This window comes from Bacillus sp. WC2507 (assembly GCF_052656125.1).
Map to the genome: position 1 here is coordinate 2,017,076 of NZ_JBQXPN010000001.1, position 18,190 is coordinate 2,035,265.

Annotated in this window: 18 protein-coding genes and 1 pseudogene; 12 read left to right on the forward strand and 7 right to left on the reverse strand. The window is 34.3% G+C overall.

Going from position 1 to position 18,190, the window contains the following annotated elements; genetic code table 11:
• Positions 1-52: 52 nt before the first annotated feature.
• On the reverse strand, positions 53-1,015 hold the full coding sequence (locus tag ACUN28_RS10770; protein ID WP_016086712.1) for a tyrosine-type recombinase/integrase: 963 nt from the start codon (positions 1,013-1,015) through the stop codon (positions 53-55).
• A 266-nt stretch (positions 1,016-1,281) separates the two neighbouring features.
• Here ACUN28_RS10770 and spoVK point away from each other — a divergent pair, with 266 nt between their 5' ends.
• Positions 1,282-2,238 (forward strand): stage V sporulation protein K, encoded by a 957-nt coding sequence (gene spoVK / locus ACUN28_RS10775; RefSeq protein ID WP_016086713.1) that lies wholly within the window; start codon positions 1,282-1,284, stop codon positions 2,236-2,238.
• A 32-nt stretch (positions 2,239-2,270) separates the two neighbouring features.
• Here the strand turns inward: spoVK and ACUN28_RS10780 are convergent, their stop codons facing one another.
• Together ACUN28_RS10780 and ACUN28_RS10785 are read right to left on the reverse strand one after the other, a co-directional pair.
• Positions 2,271-2,408 carry a hypothetical protein gene (locus ACUN28_RS10780; RefSeq protein WP_016086714.1) on the reverse strand — a complete coding sequence of 46 codons (138 nt, stop codon included), beginning with the start codon at positions 2,406-2,408 and terminating at the stop codon, positions 2,271-2,273.
• Between the two features lie 99 nt (positions 2,409-2,507).
• A complete protein-coding gene (locus ACUN28_RS10785; protein ID WP_000312270.1) occupies positions 2,508-3,131 on the reverse strand; it encodes a trimeric intracellular cation channel family protein in 624 nt (207 codons plus the stop codon).
• Between the two features lie 92 nt (positions 3,132-3,223).
• On the opposite strand from ACUN28_RS10785, the gene hflX reads away from it, so the two are divergent.
• The 4 genes from hflX (at position 3,224) to glnA (ending at position 7,710) form a co-directional block, all read left to right on the forward strand.
• Positions 3,224-4,498 carry a GTPase HflX gene (hflX, locus tag ACUN28_RS10790; protein WP_016086715.1) on the forward strand — a complete coding sequence of 425 codons (1,275 nt, stop codon included), beginning with the start codon at positions 3,224-3,226 and terminating at the stop codon, positions 4,496-4,498.
• Entirely contained in the window at positions 4,491-5,762 is a 1,272-nt protein-coding gene (locus ACUN28_RS10795) for a methionine gamma-lyase family protein (RefSeq protein ID WP_016086716.1), read from the forward strand. Before hflX ends, ACUN28_RS10795 begins: the two co-directional genes overlap by 8 nt.
• 175 nt (positions 5,763-5,937) lie before the next feature.
• Positions 5,938-6,327 (forward strand): transcriptional repressor GlnR, encoded by a 390-nt coding sequence (gene glnR, locus ACUN28_RS10800; RefSeq protein ID WP_000656779.1) that lies wholly within the window; start codon positions 5,938-5,940, stop codon positions 6,325-6,327.
• A gap of 48 nt (positions 6,328-6,375) precedes the next feature.
• The gene (gene glnA / locus ACUN28_RS10805; protein WP_000135339.1) at positions 6,376-7,710 is read left to right on the forward strand and encodes a type I glutamate--ammonia ligase; all 1,335 of its coding nucleotides are present in this window, start codon (positions 6,376-6,378) and stop codon (positions 7,708-7,710) included.
• Between the two features lie 114 nt (positions 7,711-7,824).
• Here the strand turns inward: glnA and ACUN28_RS10810 are convergent.
• The 4 genes and pseudogenes from ACUN28_RS10810 to ACUN28_RS10825 all read right to left on the reverse strand — a co-directional run.
• A pseudogene (locus ACUN28_RS10810) lies at positions 7,825-8,616 on the reverse strand (site-specific integrase); the annotation flags it as partial.
• A gap of 108 nt (positions 8,617-8,724) precedes the next feature.
• Positions 8,725-8,982: a hypothetical protein gene (locus ACUN28_RS10815; protein WP_016086718.1), complete on the reverse strand. Its 258-nt coding sequence runs from the start codon at positions 8,980-8,982 to the stop codon at positions 8,725-8,727.
• A gap of 94 nt (positions 8,983-9,076) precedes the next feature.
• Positions 9,077-9,460: a hypothetical protein gene (locus ACUN28_RS10820; RefSeq protein ID WP_016086719.1), complete on the reverse strand. Its 384-nt coding sequence runs from the start codon at positions 9,458-9,460 to the stop codon at positions 9,077-9,079.
• Positions 9,461-9,650: 190 nt separating this feature from the next.
• Positions 9,651-9,908 (reverse strand): hypothetical protein, encoded by a 258-nt coding sequence (locus ACUN28_RS10825; protein ID WP_016086720.1) that lies wholly within the window; start codon positions 9,906-9,908, stop codon positions 9,651-9,653.
• 945 nt (positions 9,909-10,853) lie between these two features.
• On the opposite strand from ACUN28_RS10825, the gene ACUN28_RS10830 reads away from it, so the two are divergent.
• The 7 genes from ACUN28_RS10830 to ACUN28_RS10860 all read left to right on the forward strand — a co-directional run bounded on the left by ACUN28_RS10830 (position 10,854) and on the right by ACUN28_RS10860 (position 18,185).
• Complete coding sequence (locus tag ACUN28_RS10830; protein WP_016086721.1) at positions 10,854-11,237, forward strand: (deoxy)nucleoside triphosphate pyrophosphohydrolase; 384 nt, start codon at positions 10,854-10,856, stop codon at positions 11,235-11,237.
• Between the two features lie 90 nt (positions 11,238-11,327).
• Complete coding sequence (locus tag ACUN28_RS10835) at positions 11,328-11,609, forward strand: hypothetical protein (RefSeq protein ID WP_016086722.1); 282 nt, start codon at positions 11,328-11,330, stop codon at positions 11,607-11,609.
• Between the two features lie 822 nt (positions 11,610-12,431).
• Positions 12,432-13,172 carry a YveK family protein gene (locus ACUN28_RS10840; RefSeq protein WP_016086723.1) on the forward strand — a complete coding sequence of 247 codons (741 nt, stop codon included), beginning with the start codon at positions 12,432-12,434 and terminating at the stop codon, positions 13,170-13,172.
• The gene (locus tag ACUN28_RS10845; RefSeq protein ID WP_016086724.1) at positions 13,121-13,783 is read left to right on the forward strand and encodes a CpsD/CapB family tyrosine-protein kinase; all 663 of its coding nucleotides are present in this window, start codon (positions 13,121-13,123) and stop codon (positions 13,781-13,783) included. The genes ACUN28_RS10840 and ACUN28_RS10845 overlap by 52 nt, the downstream gene beginning before the upstream one ends.
• Positions 13,784-14,073: 290 nt before the next feature.
• Complete coding sequence (locus ACUN28_RS10850) at positions 14,074-15,900, forward strand: polysaccharide biosynthesis protein (protein ID WP_016135177.1); 1,827 nt, start codon at positions 14,074-14,076, stop codon at positions 15,898-15,900.
• Positions 15,901-15,933: 33 nt separating this feature from the next.
• Positions 15,934-17,091: a glycosyltransferase family 4 protein gene (locus ACUN28_RS10855; protein WP_016086726.1), complete on the forward strand. Its 1,158-nt coding sequence runs from the start codon at positions 15,934-15,936 to the stop codon at positions 17,089-17,091.
• Positions 17,076-18,185, forward strand: a complete 1,110-nt coding sequence (locus ACUN28_RS10860; RefSeq protein ID WP_016086727.1) for a glycosyltransferase family 1 protein — start codon at positions 17,076-17,078, stop codon at positions 18,183-18,185. The genes ACUN28_RS10855 and ACUN28_RS10860 overlap by 16 nt, the downstream gene beginning before the upstream one ends.
• The last annotated feature ends 5 nt before the right edge of the window (positions 18,186-18,190 follow it).

Sequence of the window (18,190 nt, forward strand, 5' to 3'; positions counted from 1 at the left end):
AATGGTCATAGTAAAATCGTTTGTTTGAAGAAAAAATAGAAAAAACGCCTTATCATAAGGCGTTTTTTCTATTTTCTGCGTATTGATAATATCGTTTTAGTGAAATTTTTGATTTGAACCCAGCTAGTTTTATAATTTCTGACTCCGGAGTTTCTTTTTTTATTAAGTTTAAAATATAGGTGTTACGAAAATGTTGTCCTGAGATTCCTTTGCGTAAATTAGCTCTAGATACTTCAAGGCGAATCATTTTTTGGATAGCGATTTCTGTTAATCCTTTTGGTGCATCATTTTCGTATACCCATCTGTATGTTCCGCGATTAAAATCGAATGCGATAAATAATGGATCATTACTATGGTATTTTGGACGAACGGGTTCAGGGATGCTTTTGTAATAAGTATATAGTTGTTTTTTGTCTTCGCTGGTTAATGTAATTGTTCTTTCTACTCCTGCGGTTGCTGGTATAGATAATGTGCTAGTTTCAAAGTGGACGTGATGCATAGTTAATGCTGTAAGTTCCTGTAAGGATAATCCATAGTCGATTAATAAGTTTAAAATAGCGATATTACGATCCATCAATAAGGGGCGCACAGGACGTTGTTTTTCTGAAAGTCCTTCCAATGAAGTGACTATATGTTTTAACCTTTTTTCTTCATCAGATGAAATGAAATCTTCATTGCGAAGCGTGCGGTCTGGTTGGATAGAAATTTCCATATTCTTTAATGGATTAGGGATGTTTAGAAAGTGATGCATTCTATTTAATACAATAAATACACGGTGCATCGTTTTCTCTGAGTAATGTCGATTCTTTTTTAAGTCGAAAAAATAATCTTCATAGTCTTTTGTACAAAGTGTAGCCCATATATTACTGGAAGGGAGCTTTTTGTTTTTTTCTAACCAATGTCCGAAATCTTTAATGTCATAAACATAACGTTTAATGGTTGAAGGTTTTCGGCCTTTATTCAATAAAAAAATAGAAAAGGCTTGTATTGTATCATGGAATTCCGTTGTCTCCATAGTCCCACCACCTTCATTATTTCTTATATTATAGCAAACTTTTCTGAAAATAGTCATTTGCAAGGGAGACAGGAATAATAATATTTGGTGGGTGGATAAAGTGAAACTTTAATCAGTGGGGATTTTGTTAATCCCTCGATGATTATCAGCCTACACCAATCGGGCATTTGCAGGCAATTATCTGCCGCCTAACTTCCTAACATTTGCTGAATTTTGAGGTGGGAGTCTTACTGCTCGCAAATAGCGGGATAAAATGAGGTGATTGTATGGAACAATCGATGCGAAAGAAAAATAATAATCAAATTAACATTGTGTTAAATCATCGAAAGAAAATTTCTTTACCGGTCGCAGAAAATAAAACAGTAATTTCAAATGAAACTACTACGAAACATGAGATGCTGCAAAGAATTGAAGAAGAGATGGGGAAGCTTGTTGGGATGGATGATATAAAAAAGATAATAAAAGAAATATATGCTTGGATTTATGTGAATAAAAAAAGACAAGAAATAGGATTGAAATCTGAGAAGCAAGTACTCCATATGTTGTTTAAAGGGAATCCAGGTACAGGGAAGACAACTGTTGCTAGAATGATAGGAAAATTGTTGTTTGAGATGAATATTTTATCAAAAGGGCACTTAGTTGAAGCTGAACGTGCAGATCTTGTAGGAGAGTACATCGGACATACAGCTCAAAAAACAAGAGATTTAATAAAAAAGGCAATGGGAGGTATTTTGTTTATAGATGAGGCGTATTCATTGGCTCGAGGAGGAGAAAAAGATTTTGGGAAAGAAGCAATTGATACGCTTGTAAAACATATGGAAGATAAACAGCACGGTTTTGTATTGATTTTAGCTGGATATTCAAGAGAGATGAATCATTTTCTTTCATTAAACCCAGGACTGCAATCACGTTTTCCGTTTATAATTGAATTTGCGGATTACTCAGTAAATCAACTGTTGGAAATTGGAAAGAGGATGTATGAAGAGCGTGAATACCAGTTATCGAAAGAGGCTGAATGGAAATTTAGAGATCATTTACATGCTGTAAAGTACTCGTCGCAAATTACATCGTTTAGTAATGGACGATATGTACGGAATATTGTTGAAAAATCGATCCGTACACAGGCTATGCGGTTGCTGCAAGAGGATACGTATGATAAATATGATTTAATTGGGCTATCAAGTAGTGATTTGATGTTTGAAGAGGAGACGCACAGTACGTAAACTGTGCGTCTGTTTTTTTTGTATAAGTGCTTTTACTCTTTTTTTGCTTTTTCTTGATAAGATTTATGGAAGCGTTCCATTTTAGCGCTTTTTTCGTGTGCAGAATTAGGATCGTGTCCAATTTGACCTACTGAGCTTTTTTGAGCACCTTTATTCACATGGTTTGTCATTTGTATTCACCTCGCTTTGAGGATTAGTATAAACATTATGTAAAGAAAAACTCATTGGAAAAGAAAAACCTCTTTACGATCTGTAAAGAGGTTAGATTGCTATTTATGCATGGAACGTTCTTTTGTATCGATGCGTCTATGCGGTAAATGCCATTTGTAATGAATAGAAACCATGCGGAAGCAAACAATTAAAATGAATAAGGTATATAGAGCCCAATCGCTAACAATAATTTGAGCACCGATTAAGAAACCTGCTAAAATCGTCCAAAAGGCATATACTTCAGCTCGAAGGACGAGAGGCTTTCTTCGGGCTAAAAGATCGCGGATGATACCACCGCCAATACCAGTTAAAACAGCTGCTACGATTGTAGCGCTAATTGGTAAATTTAATTTTTGAGCATATAATGCTCCTTGTACGGCGAATGCTGATAAGCCGATAGCATCAGTGATATTTTCCCACTTTTTCCAATGTCTAATTAATTTATTAGGAAAAAGAAAAATAATCGTCATTGATAGTAGTGCGATTTGGAATAACATGTCTTGTTGCCAAAACGCGACAATCGGATAACCGATTAATAAATTACGAAGGGCACCTCCCCCAAATGCGGTTGCCATTCCTAAAATATACACCCCGAAAATATCATAATCCTCTTCCATTGCAACAATGGCTCCACTTAGTGCGAAAGCGATTGTGCCTATGATGCTAAAAATCTCCCATGCCATGAATTTTCTCCCCCGCTAACTAGATGAAATGTGCTTCCTCTGCTATTATATTAGAAGGTTTAAATTTCGAAAAGGATGAGTGAACATATTTGATGGAAGAAAAAGAAAAAGTCATATTAGTAGGCTGTCAATTGCCACAAGATGATGATGAAAAGTTTATGCATTCCATGAAAGAGCTTGCATCGCTAGCGAAGACTGCACGAGCAGAATTATTAGTGTCTACAACGCAAAAACGACTGAAGTTTCATCCGGCGACTTATATAGGTAAAGGTAAATTAGAAGAGCTTACAATGTTAACGGAAGAATTAGAACCGGATGTTATCGTATTTAATAACGAATTAACGCCGAGTCAAATTCGGAATTTATCCTCAGTATTAGATGCGAGGGTAATTGATCGAACGCAACTAATATTAGATATTTTTGCGCAACGTGCGAAGTCGAGGGAAGGTAAGCTTCAGGTAGAATTAGCTCAGTTGCAATATACAATGCCACGTCTTATGGGGCAAGGATTGTCTTTATCACGTCTTGGTGGTGGTATTGGAACGAGAGGGCCAGGTGAGACGAAACTTGAGACGGATCGTCGTCATATTCGATCACGCGTTGATGAAATAAAGAAACAACTTGCGATTGTTGTGGAACATCGAAAAAGATATCGTGAGAGAAGAAAAGATAATAAAGTATTTCAAGTTTCATTAATAGGATATACGAATGCGGGAAAATCTACACTGTTTAATAGGTTGACGGAAGCAGATACGTTTGAAGAAAACTTGTTGTTTGCAACGCTAGACCCAACGACAAGGAAGATGCCGTTACCCTCAGGTTATACAGTATTACTAACTGATACGGTTGGTTTTATACAAGATTTACCTACGTCATTAATTGCTGCTTTTCGTTCGACATTAGAAGAAGCTGGTGAAGCGGATGTTATTTTACATGTTGTTGATTCTGCAGATCCTAATTATATAGGGCATGAGAAAACAGTAAAACAATTATTGTCAGAACTTGAAATCAATCATATTCCTATTATTACGTTATATAATAAAAAAGATGAGTTACATCAAAATTTTATTCCGTTTCCGAAAAATGACTTCTTAATGACTAGTGCTTTTGAAGAAAGTGATTTATTACATATAAAAGAAGCGATAGAAACGAAAATGAAGGAAGAAATGAATCGTTATCAAGTGGAAATTCCTCCGAGTGAAGGTAAGTTGTTAACGTTATTAAAGACAGAGACACTATTAACAAAGATGGAGTTTATGGAAGATAAATTTGTGTATAATTGTGCAGGGTATATTTTTGCTCATTCATCGCTTAATGTGCAATTAAAGAGATTTTTAGTGGAAGAAGGAGAAAATAAAAATGTTTGATCGTTTGAAAAATGGAGAAAAAATTGCTCCAATCGTAAAAGAAGTAGAGAGCCAGATTACAGAAGTTCATAAACGCGCGGATGAAGTAATTGAAAGTAATCAGTTTCGTGTATTAGAAAGTTTTCGTAAACATAAAATTAGCGATTCACATTTTATTCCTACGACAGGTTACGGTTATGATGATATTGGCCGTGATACGTTAGAAAAAGTGTATGCGGATGTATTTGGAGCGGAAGCTGGTCTTGTTCGCCCGCAAATTATTTCGGGAACACACGCGATTTCTACAGCGTTATTCGGTATTTTACGTCCAGGAGATGAGTTGTTGTACATCACTGGTAAGCCATATGATACGTTAGAAGAAATTGTTGGCGTACGCGGAAAAGGTGTAGGCTCATTTAAAGAATATAATATTGGTTATAATGCAGTTCCGCTTACTGAAGAGGGGCTTGTTGATTTTGGAGCTGTTGCGGCTGCAATTCATAGTAATACGAAGATGATTGGTATTCAGCGTTCAAAAGGTTATGCTACTCGTCCGTCGTTTACTATTTCTCAAATTAAAGAGATGATAGCGTTTGTTAAAGAAATTAAACCTGATGTTGTTGTGTTTGTAGATAACTGTTATGGGGAGTTTATTGAAGAGCAAGAGCCGTGTCATGTTGGTGCAGATTTAATGGCAGGTTCGCTTATTAAGAACCCTGGCGGTGGAATTGTGAAAACTGGTGGTTACATTGTTGGTAAAGAGCAGTATGTTGAAGCTTGTGCATATCGTTTAACATCTCCAGGAATCGGTGCGGAAGCAGGGGCATCTTTATATAGTTTGCAAGAAATGTATCAAGGTTTCTTCTTAGCGCCACATGTAGCGGGACAAGCGCTAAAAGGTGCGATTTTTACAGCTGCATTTTTAGAGAAGTTAGGAATGAATACATCACCGGCATGGAATGTACCAAGAACCGATTTAATTCAGTCTGTTCAATTTGATGATAAAGATCGTATGATTGCATTCTGCCAAGCGATTCAATATGCATCTCCGATTAATTCTCACTTCACTCCATATGCGAACTACATGCCAGGGTATGAAGATGATGTAATTATGGCTGCGGGAACGTTTATTCAAGGTGCAAGTATTGAATTGTCAGCTGATGGTCCGATTCGTCCGCCTTATGTTGCTTACGTGCAAGGTGGGTTAACTTATTCACATGTAAAGATTGCGATTTGTTCTGCAATTGATGCATTAATTGAAAAGGAATTATTAACAATTTCTTAACGGGAAGCTGTCGATTTCGACAGCTTTTTTCTAATGAAAGTAATGATTTATTTCATTAGAAAAAAGAATGAAAAAATTTATAAAAAAATCATGTAAGAAAAGCTAACATCTATTGACACTAAACATAACATGGTATAAAATGAGAAGCAGTTAAGGCGAAGGAGGAACTGAAACAATGAAAGAAGATAGACGTTCTGCCCCGCTGTTTCCTATTGGTATTGTTATGGATTTAACACAATTATCTGCACGTCAAATTCGCTACTATGAAGAGCATAATCTTATTTCTCCAACCCGTACAAAGGGGAATCGTAGATTATTTTCATTTAACGATGTAGATAAGTTGTTAGAGATTAAAGATTTATTAGATCAAGGCTTGAATATGGCTGGTATTAAACAAGTGTTACTAATGAAAGAAAATCAAACAGAAGCAGTGAAAGTAAAAGAAGAAACGAAAGAAATTTCAAAAACTGAGCTTCGCAAAATACTTCGAGACGAACTACAACATACAGGTAGATTTAATCGAACTTCATTGCGACAAGGTGACATTTCAAGGTTTTTTCACTAAAGATAACTGATTCTGAAGGTGTTTAGAGGGACTAAGGAGGAATTTATAATGGCTAGGTACACAAGAGAAGATATTTTCCGTTTGGCGAAAGAAGAGAATGTAAAGTATATCCGCTTACAATTTACGGACCTTTTAGGAGTAATTAAAAACGTAGAAATTCCAGTGAGCCAATTAACAAAAGCTCTTGATAACAAAATGATGTTTGATGGATCTTCTATTGAAGGTTTCGTACGTATTGAAGAATCGGATATGTATTTATATCCGGATTTGGATACTTGGGTAATTTTCCCTTGGACAGCTGAAAAAGGGAAAGTAGCTCGATTAATCTGTGATATTTACAATGCAGATGGCACTCCATTTGATGGTGATCCACGTAACAACTTAAAGCGTGTATTAAAAGAAATGGAAGCATTAGGATTCTCAGATTTCAATCTTGGACCAGAGCCAGAATTCTTCCTATTTAAGGTAGATGAAAAAGGAAATCCAACATTAGAATTAAACGATAACGGTGGATACTTCGACCTTGCGCCGATGGATCTAGGGGAAAACTGTCGTCGTGATATCGTTCTTGAACTTGAAGAAATGGGCTTTGAAATTGAAGCGTCTCACCATGAGGTTGCTCCAGGGCAACACGAAATTGATTTTAAATATGCAAATGCAATTCGCTCATGTGATGACATTCAAACATTCAAACTTGTTGTAAAAACAATTGCTCGTAAACATGGTTTACACGCAACATTTATGCCAAAACCATTATACGGTGTGAACGGTTCAGGTATGCACTGTAACTTATCACTATTCAAAAATGGTGAGAATGTATTCTTCGATCAAAACGGTGAATTACAATTAAGTGATGATGCTCGTCACTTCATCGCAGGTATTTTAAAACATGCACCAGCATTTACAGCGGTAGCAAACCCGACTGTAAACTCTTACAAGCGTTTAGTACCTGGATATGAAGCTCCTTGTTACGTAGCATGGTCTGCACAAAACCGTAGCCCATTAGTACGTATCCCTGCATCTCGTGGTATTAGTACACGCGTAGAAGTACGTAGTGTTGACCCAGCTGCAAACCCATATTTAGTAATGGCTACATTATTAGCAGCAGGTCTTGATGGAATTAAAAACAAATTAACTCCACCAGCTGCAGTAGACCGTAACATCTATGTAATGACAAAAGAAGAGCGCGAAGAAGCAGGTATCGTTGACTTACCAGCAACATTAGCGCAAGCATTAGTTACATTACAATCTAATGAAGTAGTATGCGGTGCACTAGGAGAGCATTTACTTGAGCACTTCATCGAAGCGAAAGAGATTGAGTGGGATATTTTCCGCACGCAAGTACACCAATGGGAACGCGATCAATATATGTCTCTATACTAAGAGGCTTAAACCCTTGACACACAACGTGTTGAGGGTTTTTTTATTTTGTGGGTAAAACACTTTTATTTGAAAGGAGAGTAATTCACCCACAAAACACCCACAAAAAAATCAAACTTACCCCAATACGTTATTCATATAAGCTTCAAACCCTGAAATAGAATCCTTATTAATTTTGTCGCTAATATGAGAGTAAACGTTAGCAGTGATTTCTATACTCTTATGTCCTAGTCGATCTTGAATGTATTTCATACTTGCACCAGACTCTAATAAAAGAACCGCGTGGGTGTGTCGTAATGAGTGTATTTCTAGTCTAGGTAAATTTGCTTTCTTAAGTATGCGTGAGAATGCATTGAACAATGTTGACTTCGGCAAGAAATTTCCATCTACTCTTGAAAAAACTAAATCTAATTCATGTTCATATGCATCTTGTAAAACAAGCTTATTAGCATTTTGCCATTTTTTATGTGCCAGCAATTCATCGACTAATGTTTTAGGAATCATGATAGTACGTTTAGAAGTAAATGTTTTTGTATCTCCAAATAATTCTTCTTTTGTTTTAGCTGTAAAATCCAATGTTTTAGAAATAGTAATAGTATGTTCTTTTAAATTTATGTCTTTCCATTGTAAAGTAGCAGCTTCACCTTTACGCATACCAGTATTCAGAAGTGCTTTGAAAAAGATGTAATAAATATAGTTGTATTGATAAGAAGTTTTTAAGAAAAGGGGAATGTCTTCACTTCGCATGTATTTTAGCCATTCTCTTTCTTTATTGTTCTTATTTGAAATAACTACTTCTTCACAAGGAGTGTTTTCGATTTTTTTTAAGCTAACAGCCGTTTTCATAGCATTGTTCATTGTAGCGTGGATAATTTGAACAGTTCGCTTACTGTATTCCTGATCAGTTAGCAAAGGAAGAACATACTATATTACTGTAAATGAAACCTACGTATATGTGAAGTAATAGGAAAAGCCGGTTCCTATTAAAGGAATCGGCTTATATATTTGTTCATTTCATTATGCTTCATATGCCATGCTGTCAGGAAAGTCTTCGTTTCTTTTTAGACATCGAACAATCCTAGTACATGCACAATTAAAATAATGTTCTCTCATTGTTTCTGAATCTACTAGAGCTTGCTCTAAGTCATAAAACATTCGTTCTTTTTTATTATAATACATTTTTCCTATTTTATCGGGTGATTCAGAAGGATAGTATTGATAAACAACAATCTCTTCATCTTCAAATTCTTTAGTCATTAATAAACATATTGCCATAAATAAAGCCCCTTTTATTTATACTGAATTTTATGTTTGGAGTTGTCTGAGAAAAATGATCTCCTGATTTCTAGTTTGAAATTATTGAGGATGACTAGTCTTCTTTTAAAAATTCAATATTAATTCTATCAACTTCAATTTCAACGAACGTATTAAAGTATTCGCTATGTTCTGGAAAACTTTCATCTTCGTCTTTAATAATGATCCCTGCATCAATAAATTCACGATTTAATATCCCGCTAATACGATATTTAAAAGAATCATCAATTCTTTTTAAACTTTTAACTCCAGCTATGCCCTCATTTATTTCAAAATCATCAAAAATCGTAATATTGAGAATAACAGGATAACTTTTCCCTTCTTCAATTATATACGGACAAACAGTGGAGAATCCTGTAAATACTACACCGTTAATATTTATTGTAACTTCCTCTTCGATTAGTTTATTGTTTTTTTCTACATATGCCATATATTTCATGTTTTTTTCTCCTATTATTAAGCGTGTTGTTACTAAGGTTAATAATCTATGTTTCAATTATACCCCTTTTAGGTAGGGGATAGATGTTACTGTAAATGAAGTCTATGTATACGTCTATTAACCTAGTAGTAGTATGAAAAAGAAATCGGCTCTTTATTTGAGCCGTTTTTTTATATCCTTGTTTGTTGTGTTATACTCCGTATGTCATTTCTTCCAAAAATTCTCCACCACTCTTGATACATTGCATTATTCTGCTACATGCACAATAAAAGTAATGTTCACTTGTTGCAGTTGATTTTACCGGAACTGGATCTATTTCATGAAACATTCGATCTTTTTTATGAAAATACATTTTTCCAACTTTATCTGGATATTCTGAGGGATAAAATTGATATACAACTATTTCCTTGTCTTCAAATTCTTTATTCATTGTAATATGAATTGCCATAATTTATCTCCTTTATTGTTTTATTCTCTATCAATTTCAGGTATTTCCCAAGGGCGACCTGATTTTACAGTTGCTGCATGTGCTGTTTTGTAATCTGTTTTGAAAATCCCTTCAAATCGAGATTCAAAAATTTCATGGTGTAATAAATCTATATCACTTGGAAGGTGCTTACCTGATTCTAATCGTTTCTACGCTAATGACATTGGATAATCGGGATCAAAGTAACCTTTACTACCATCTTTTAGTACATGTTCTTTAAAAAACACATAATCTTTTGCTCTTTGAATACGGTGCTCATTAAAACCTGTATTCTCTGCTATCGCTCTTACATCAGAGGTACTTTTCTTCTTGTAAATAAAGAGTTCATCAGGAGAAACCTTACCATATCTTCCTACTGATTGAATGGTTATCTTTGAAGTGTGTGTTGCTTTTTTACCTGTATTTACAGCTTTAGTCTTAGCACCTTTAGCAAAAGTGAAATAAAAAAAGTGCCGACTCTTAATCGGGTCGGCTACATAATAAAGGTAATATAATTAATAGTACCTTTGCATTTTTAGACATATATATTGTCCTCCTATTTATTTGGAATTTCCCTAACTTCTTTGATCCATTCGGATGGATATCCAAATGGTAATAGTATTTGGTCTTCATCACCTTTAAATATCGTTCCAGACCTAGTGGTTTGTTTTTCAGCTCGTCCTATCTGTAATATTGTACCTGATTAACATATGGAACCATAACAAAAATTATATAAATAAGATATGTGAATTTTTCGTCCTTAAGAGAAGTTTTGAGTAGGAATATTTTTGATGAATTAAGGTGTAAATTTCCTAATTTATATCTTGCTAGGAATTAAGTGTTAAGATACGGTAATAAATGAAAGAAATAAATAGTAAGGAAGATAATGATTAAATTACAATAATTCGCATAAGGAAGCGATCAAAAATGAAGAAAAAAATATCAGTCGTTGGTGCAGTTATATTAAATAATGATAATCACGTACTTTGTGCATTACGTTCCCCAAAGATGTCACTTCCAAATTATTGGGAGTTTCCAGGTGGTAAGATAAATAAAGGGGAACATCCGCGAGATGCTTTAGTACGTGAGATTAAAGAAGAATTGGATTGTTTTATTACTGTAGAGGAACAATTAAAAGCAGTTGAACATGAATACGAGAATATAATTGTTCACTTAGTTACTTATAAAGCGCGTATAAAGTCAGGAATACCTAAGGCCCTTGAACATTCAGAATTGAGATGGATTAGTATTGGTCGTTTAAAGAAATTGAAATGGGCACCAGCTGACATTCCGACAGTAGAGGTATTGTAGTTATAAATATAAGATACAGCAAAATAGATGCATCGTATTTTTAAAATGTAATAGGCGGGGAAACTTGAAAACTAAAAGGGGGTTTTAATAATGGATAAAAAAACAATTGAAAATGGACGTTTTAAAGCTACATATCATAATGAAAAGACGGCTTATTTGGACGGTATAAAAATCTTTCGCCACAGAGACGGAATTGCATTCGAATTTAATGGACAATTAACTTCGATCAATGATAGGGGCAAAAATTCCGTTCGGGGTGCGAATGACCTTTACAATAAATTAAATGCTATACTTCTTGAACTTGGAGTTGAGGAAGGGGAATATGAAAAGAAGAAAAAGGTCGTGACCGACAAGGAAGAAATAAATGAATGACCGTTTGTTTTTGTGGGTGAATCAAAATAATTTATAATTCACCCACGAACCCACCCACAATTCACCCACAAAAAATAAAAAAAGTGATGAATCGCTATGAAACATCACTTTTATAAAATCTTGATAAGTCAACGTTTTTGGCAAGCTTGAAAACTTGATGAATTCAGAGGATATATTCTGCACGCAAGTACACCAATGGGAACGCGATCAATATATGTCTCTATACTAAGAGGCTTAAACCCTTGATACAACTGGTATCAAGGTTTTTTTATTTCTCTTTTGTTATAACGTCATGTGGTTGCAAAATGAAAAACAGCCACAAGAAAATTTATTCTAAAACATTGTTCATGTACTTTTCAAATCCGGAAATATAACGTGTTGAGGTTTTTGAATTTATCGGGCATTTTCCTAGTAGGAATATAAAGGTGCTAACAAATTCACAAACGGATTTACTAATACCTATGAGAAATGAGCATCATTTGAAAAACCAATGCATTTAATATATACGATCTATTTCGATGGGGAAAAATACTTTGCTGAAATACGATTCAATACAAAGAAAAACAGCCCTGATACTACGGTATCAGGGCGTTTTCGTCATTTATCTACAGTAAATTATGAAGGATATTGTCGTAATTTTTGAGTTGAAATTAAGAAGTGATTAAACAAAAATAAATTATATTGACTCGTTCTATATAAAGAACTAAAATGACAGTAATTAGTAATGTTTATATATTAAAAATAAAAAACATGTGTTTTATTTATGGTTTTTATGGGAGTTTTAACTGAAATCTCATTGGTATTAAATGAGGGGGAGAAGTAATGAATAAGGAAATAAATTTAAAAAATCTATTTAATGTAATATGGAAAAGGGTGTGGATACTATTATTATTTACGACTCTTACAACGGTAGGAGGAGCCCTGTATAGTATGTATATGAAAACACCTTTGTATGCCTCCTCAGCAAGGGTTATTGTTCAAGCAAATGCTGAAACGATGAATACATTAAAAGCGATGGTAAATGAGCCTGTAATATTAGAAAAAGTGGCTGCTGAATTGAATATTAATAGATCTGCAGGTGCATTAAGTGGACAAATAAGTACAGAAAGTGTACAAGGGTCTCAGATTATGAGAATAAATGTAGTGGATATAGATCCTGTTCTTGCTCATAAAATTGCAAATACTACAGCCACTGTTTATAAGAAAGAAGTAGCGAATATACTGAATTTCAATAATGTGAGTATATTACCAGAAGACTCATTTCAAAAAAATTATATGCCTATAAATGTGAATCACTCTAAGACGATCTTAATTGCATTTTCTATAGGTATGGTATTCAGTATTGGCTTCATTTTTTTATTGGATTCACTTGATGAGAGAATTCAATCGGAACGGCGAATAGAGCAATTGTTAGATGTCCCTGTTTTGGGCGGAATATCTAAAATGAATAGAAAAAATGTGAAAGACAAATTCATTGAAAAAAATAAAGCATTATTGGGGGAGGGAACAGAGTGGCTTACAAAAATAGACGAAAAACAAATAAAGTTAAAGGAGAAAGTATAGTTGCTTATACCGCTCCAAGATCGAAAATTTCGGAGCAGTATCGTTCGCTTCGAACAAACCTTCAATTGTCTTCGTCTATTCATAAAAGTAGAACTATAGTTATTACTTCTCCAAGATATGGTGAAGGAAAATCAACGATTACAGTTAATTTAGCAGTCTCGATAGCACAAAAGGGTGAAAAGATATTGGTAATAGATGCAAATTTACGAACGCCAACGATTCATGAAATGTTTGGAATAGAAAATGCAATTGGATTAACTGATATATTGAACGGAAAAACAACTTTAGAAGGTGCTGTGAAAAAAACAGAGGTGGAAAATCTTGATGTATTAACTAGCGGGCCGATACCATTCAATCCATCTGAAGTACTTAGTTCAGATGGATTGGATATGTTAATTCAAAAGGCGATGGGACGGTACGACATCGTATTATTTGATTCTTCTCCTGTATTAGAAGTGACAGATACGAGTGTATTAGCTGATAAGTGTGAAGGAGTATTATTGGTGATTCGCTATAATCGTACTGTGAATGAAGATGCGCTTGAAACGAAAAGAGCGTTAAGTTTTACGAAAAGTAGAATATTGGGTGCAATTTTGAATGGGAAAGTATGAATAAAATAAATAAGTTTTAAAAAAAAATAAGATTCATATATATAGGTGTTCTTTATAAAGGATGAAGATTGGGTGATGTCTCCTTACCACTATCAATGGAGGCACTCGATTATGCTGTGGGTTGTGAAAACAGCCTTAGATGCGAGTCATCAAGAGTGTAATGTGAGGGAGGGTTAGATGCCCATTGTTTTATTAAAGTTTCTAACTATATGCTTTTAATAAAGAGAATATAGTTAGAAACTTTAAATTTGAAAGAGTTATGTATGGAATTGATTAAAGGAGGAAGTTATATGACGTATCGACGGAGGATATCGTTATTGCTTTTAATGGATTCACTGATTGTATTAAGTGCTATTTTTTTTAGTTATTTTTTTGTAAATGCTAGCTTCAGTGTTATCACCTTATCATCAGTTATTAGCTCTATCACTTTATTAGTTAGTCATCATTTGTTTGCTTTTATTTATAAGTTGTATAAAAAAGCTTTGGAATATGCAAGTATAGGAGAATTGCTAATTATATGCAAGGTTGTTACATTTTCTATACTTACTACAGCGGCTGTGCAGCAACTAGTCATGGGGAAAATGTATTTTCGATTGTTAGTTGTAACTTGGATGATTCACATTTTATTAATTGGTGGTTCTCGCTTTATTTGGAGAATGTACAGAGATATTTATTATGTGAAAAAGGGAGATAAAAAAAGAACATTAATTGTTGGGGCAGGATCTGCTGGGACAATGGTTGCAAGACAATTGTTGAAAAATAATGCTACTGAATTAATGCCAGTCGCGTTTATTGATGATAATGTCAAAAAACATAATCTTGATATTTGGGGAATTCCAGTAATTGGTGGTATGAATCAAATCGAGTACGTCGCTAAAAAACTGAATATTGAAATAATAATTTTAGCAATTCCTTCTTTAAACAAGCGAAATCGAAATGCTATTTTAAAAGAATGTTTAAAAACTCAAGTAAAAACACAAATTCTTCCAATGTTAGAAGACTTAGTAACAGGTAAAGTGTCAGTGAATGAATTCAGGGATGTTCAAGTAGAAGATTTATTAGGACGAGACCCTGTAGAGTTAGATGTGAATATCATTTCAGATTATATAACGGATAAAGTCATTTTAGTTACTGGTGCAGGTGGATCCATTGGTTCGGAAATTTGTAGACAAGTTGCGAAATTTAAGCCGAAAAAATTGATTTTATTAGGGCATGGAGAAAACAGTATATATTCAATAGAAATGGAGTTACATGAAAAATACAATGATAAAAAAGTCATGTTTATTCCAGAAATTGCAGATATTCAAGATGAAAAGAAGATGCATGTAATAATGAATAAACATCTTCCTGATGTTGTATATCATGCTGCTGCACATAAACATGTACCATTAATGGAAAACAATCCTGAAGAGGCTGTTAAAAATAATTTGATTGGGACTATGAATGTAGCAGAGGCGGCGAGAACACATGGAGTAGGAACGTTTGTTATGATTTCGTCTGATAAAGCAGTGAACCCAACGAGTGTTATGGGAGCGACAAAGAAATTAGCTGAGATGGTAATACAACATAAAGATAAAATGAGTCATACAAAGTTTGTTACTGTACGATTTGGAAATGTGTTAGGGAGTAGAGGGAGTGTAATCCCTTTATTTAAGAAGCAAATCCAAAAGGGTGGACCAGTTACAGTTACGCATCCAGATATGATTCGTTATTTTATGACTATTCCGGAGGCATCTAGACTTGTAGTACAAGCTGGTGCGTTAGCCAAAGGTGGAGAAATTTTTGTGCTAGATATGGGAGAACCAGTAAAAATAGTTGATCTTGCTAAAAACCTCATTCGATTATCAGGGAACTCCGTGGATGAAATAGGAATAGAATTTACTGGTATACGTCCTGGAGAGAAACTTTTTGAAGAATTACTAAAAGAAGATGAAATGAATGAGAAGCAAGTCCACCCGAGAATTTATGTAGGGAAAGAAATGAATGTTCGTATAGAAGAAATAGAAAAGATAATTTCTGAATATACAGATTTAAATGAATTTGAACTAAGAAAGCGATTGTTAAATTTAGTGAATCAGCGTAAAACTTTAAAGCTACTAATACCAGTATCAGGTTAACGGCAAAAATTTATAATAAGACGGGTGCGTGGGATGGTGTCTAAAAAAGTTCTGTTTTGTGCAACTGTGGATTATCATTTTAAAGCTTTTCATTTACCGTATTTGAAATGGTTTGCAGACCAAGGATGGGAAGTACATGTTGCAGCGAATGGGAATATACATCTTCCGTACGTTACTCAAAAATATAATATTCCTATTCAAAGATCACCTCTTAGCATACAAAACCTTCACGCATATAAAAAACTAAAATCAATTATTCATCAAAATAAATATAAAATCATTCATTGTCATACGCCTATGGGAGGGGCGATTGCTCGTCTAGCTGCTCGGAAGGAACGGAGGGAAGGAACGAAGGTCATATATACGGCGCATGGATTCCACTTTTGTAAAGGAGCATCATTCATAAATTGGCTTCTATATTATCCAATTGAAAGAAGTTTAGCGATCAATACAGATTGTCTTATAACAATTAACCAAGAAGATTACAATTTAGCAGTTAAACATCGCTTTCAAGCGAAAGATATTAAATTCGTTCACGGTGTAGGGGTAGATATAGAAAGATTTACCCCAGTAACTGAAACGGAAAAACAAGCATTAAAGCTAAAATTTAACTATAATCCACAAGATTTTTTAATGTTTTATGCTGCTGAATTTAATAAGAATAAAAACCAAAGTTTTTTAATTCGTGTATTAGCACAATTGAAAAATGAAATTCCGTATGCGAAGCTTTTACTTGCTGGTGAAGGGCCGTTAATGAAAGAATGCAAAAAACTAGCTACTCAACTTGGGGTGAGTAATAAGGTGCACTTTCTTGGTTATAGAAATGATATAGCCTCTTTACTACAAATATGTGATCTTGCAGTTGCATCGAGTTACCGAGAAGGTTTACCCGTTAATATTATGGAAGCGATGGCTTGTGGACTTCCGGTTGTAGCTACTGATAACCGTGGGCATAGGGAGTTAATTATTAATAATAAAAATGGTTGGATTATAGATCACGATGATATACAGGCGATGTCTGAAAGAATAGAGACTATTTCTAAAAATACTAAATTACAAGCAAAGTTTGGACAGTATGGACGTACTAGTATTACGAATGAATATTCAGTTAATGAAGTGTTGAAAGAGAAAAAAGAAATTTATACAAGTTATATGGATGAAATGGAGGATTTAAATTGGGTACTCCATTAAGAGTATTACATGTAGTCGTAAATATGAATAGGGGCGGAGCCGAAACTTTAATTATGAATTTGTATCGTAATATAGACCGCTCAAAAGTACAATTTGATTTTTTAACTTGTAAAGAGGGGGTATTTGATGAAGAGGTAGTAACATTAGGCGGAAAAGTTCATCGAATTCCATACGTTACAGATGTTGGTCATAGAGGCTATATAAAAGCGCTAGATACTTTCTTTAACGCTCATCCACAATATAAAATCGTTCATTCACATATGGATAAAATGAGCGGTTTTGTACTTCGTTCAGCTAAAAAAGCGAAGGTGCCAGTTAGGATTGCGCATAGTCATAGTACAAGCAGTGAGGGTGGGGCTATAGCCAAATTATATAAATGGTATGCAGGAGCATTTATTATGTCGTGTGCTACACATTTTTTAGCGTGTTCAGTATCTGCAGCGCAATGGTTGTTTGCCGATAGAGAAAGTACAACAAAAATACTGAAAAATGGAATTGAATGTGATGAATTTACATTTAATCCAGACGTTAGAGAGCGCGTAAGAAAAGAACTGAAACTTCATGGGGATGTTTTTGTTATTGGACATGTGGGAAGATTCGCACATCCAAAAAATCATACTTTTTTAATTGATATTTTTGCTCAATTAATAGAATATAGGCCGAACTCTATTCTTCTATTAGTTGGAGATGGGCCGCTTCGATTAGAAATGGAGAAAAAAGTAGAGAAACTGAACTTAACAGAAAAAGTTAAATTTTTAGGAATACGCAGTGATATTAATCGCTTATTACAAGCATTTGATACATTTGTATTTCCGTCTATTTATGAAGGATTACCAGTCACTCTCATTGAAGCACAAGGGGCGGGTTTGCCATGTATTATATCAGATACTATTACACAAGATGTGGATTTAGGGTTGAATTTAGTTGAACAGTGTTCTTTGTTAGATGTAAGAAAATGGGTAGAGGAATTGCGAAGTATAGCGAATAAGCAAGTATCGCGAAGTGTGGAACAAAATGTATTAGCTGAAAAAGGATACGATATAAAAAATATTACAGGGTTTACACAAAAATTTTATGTAGCAGTATCGAGGTGAGCATA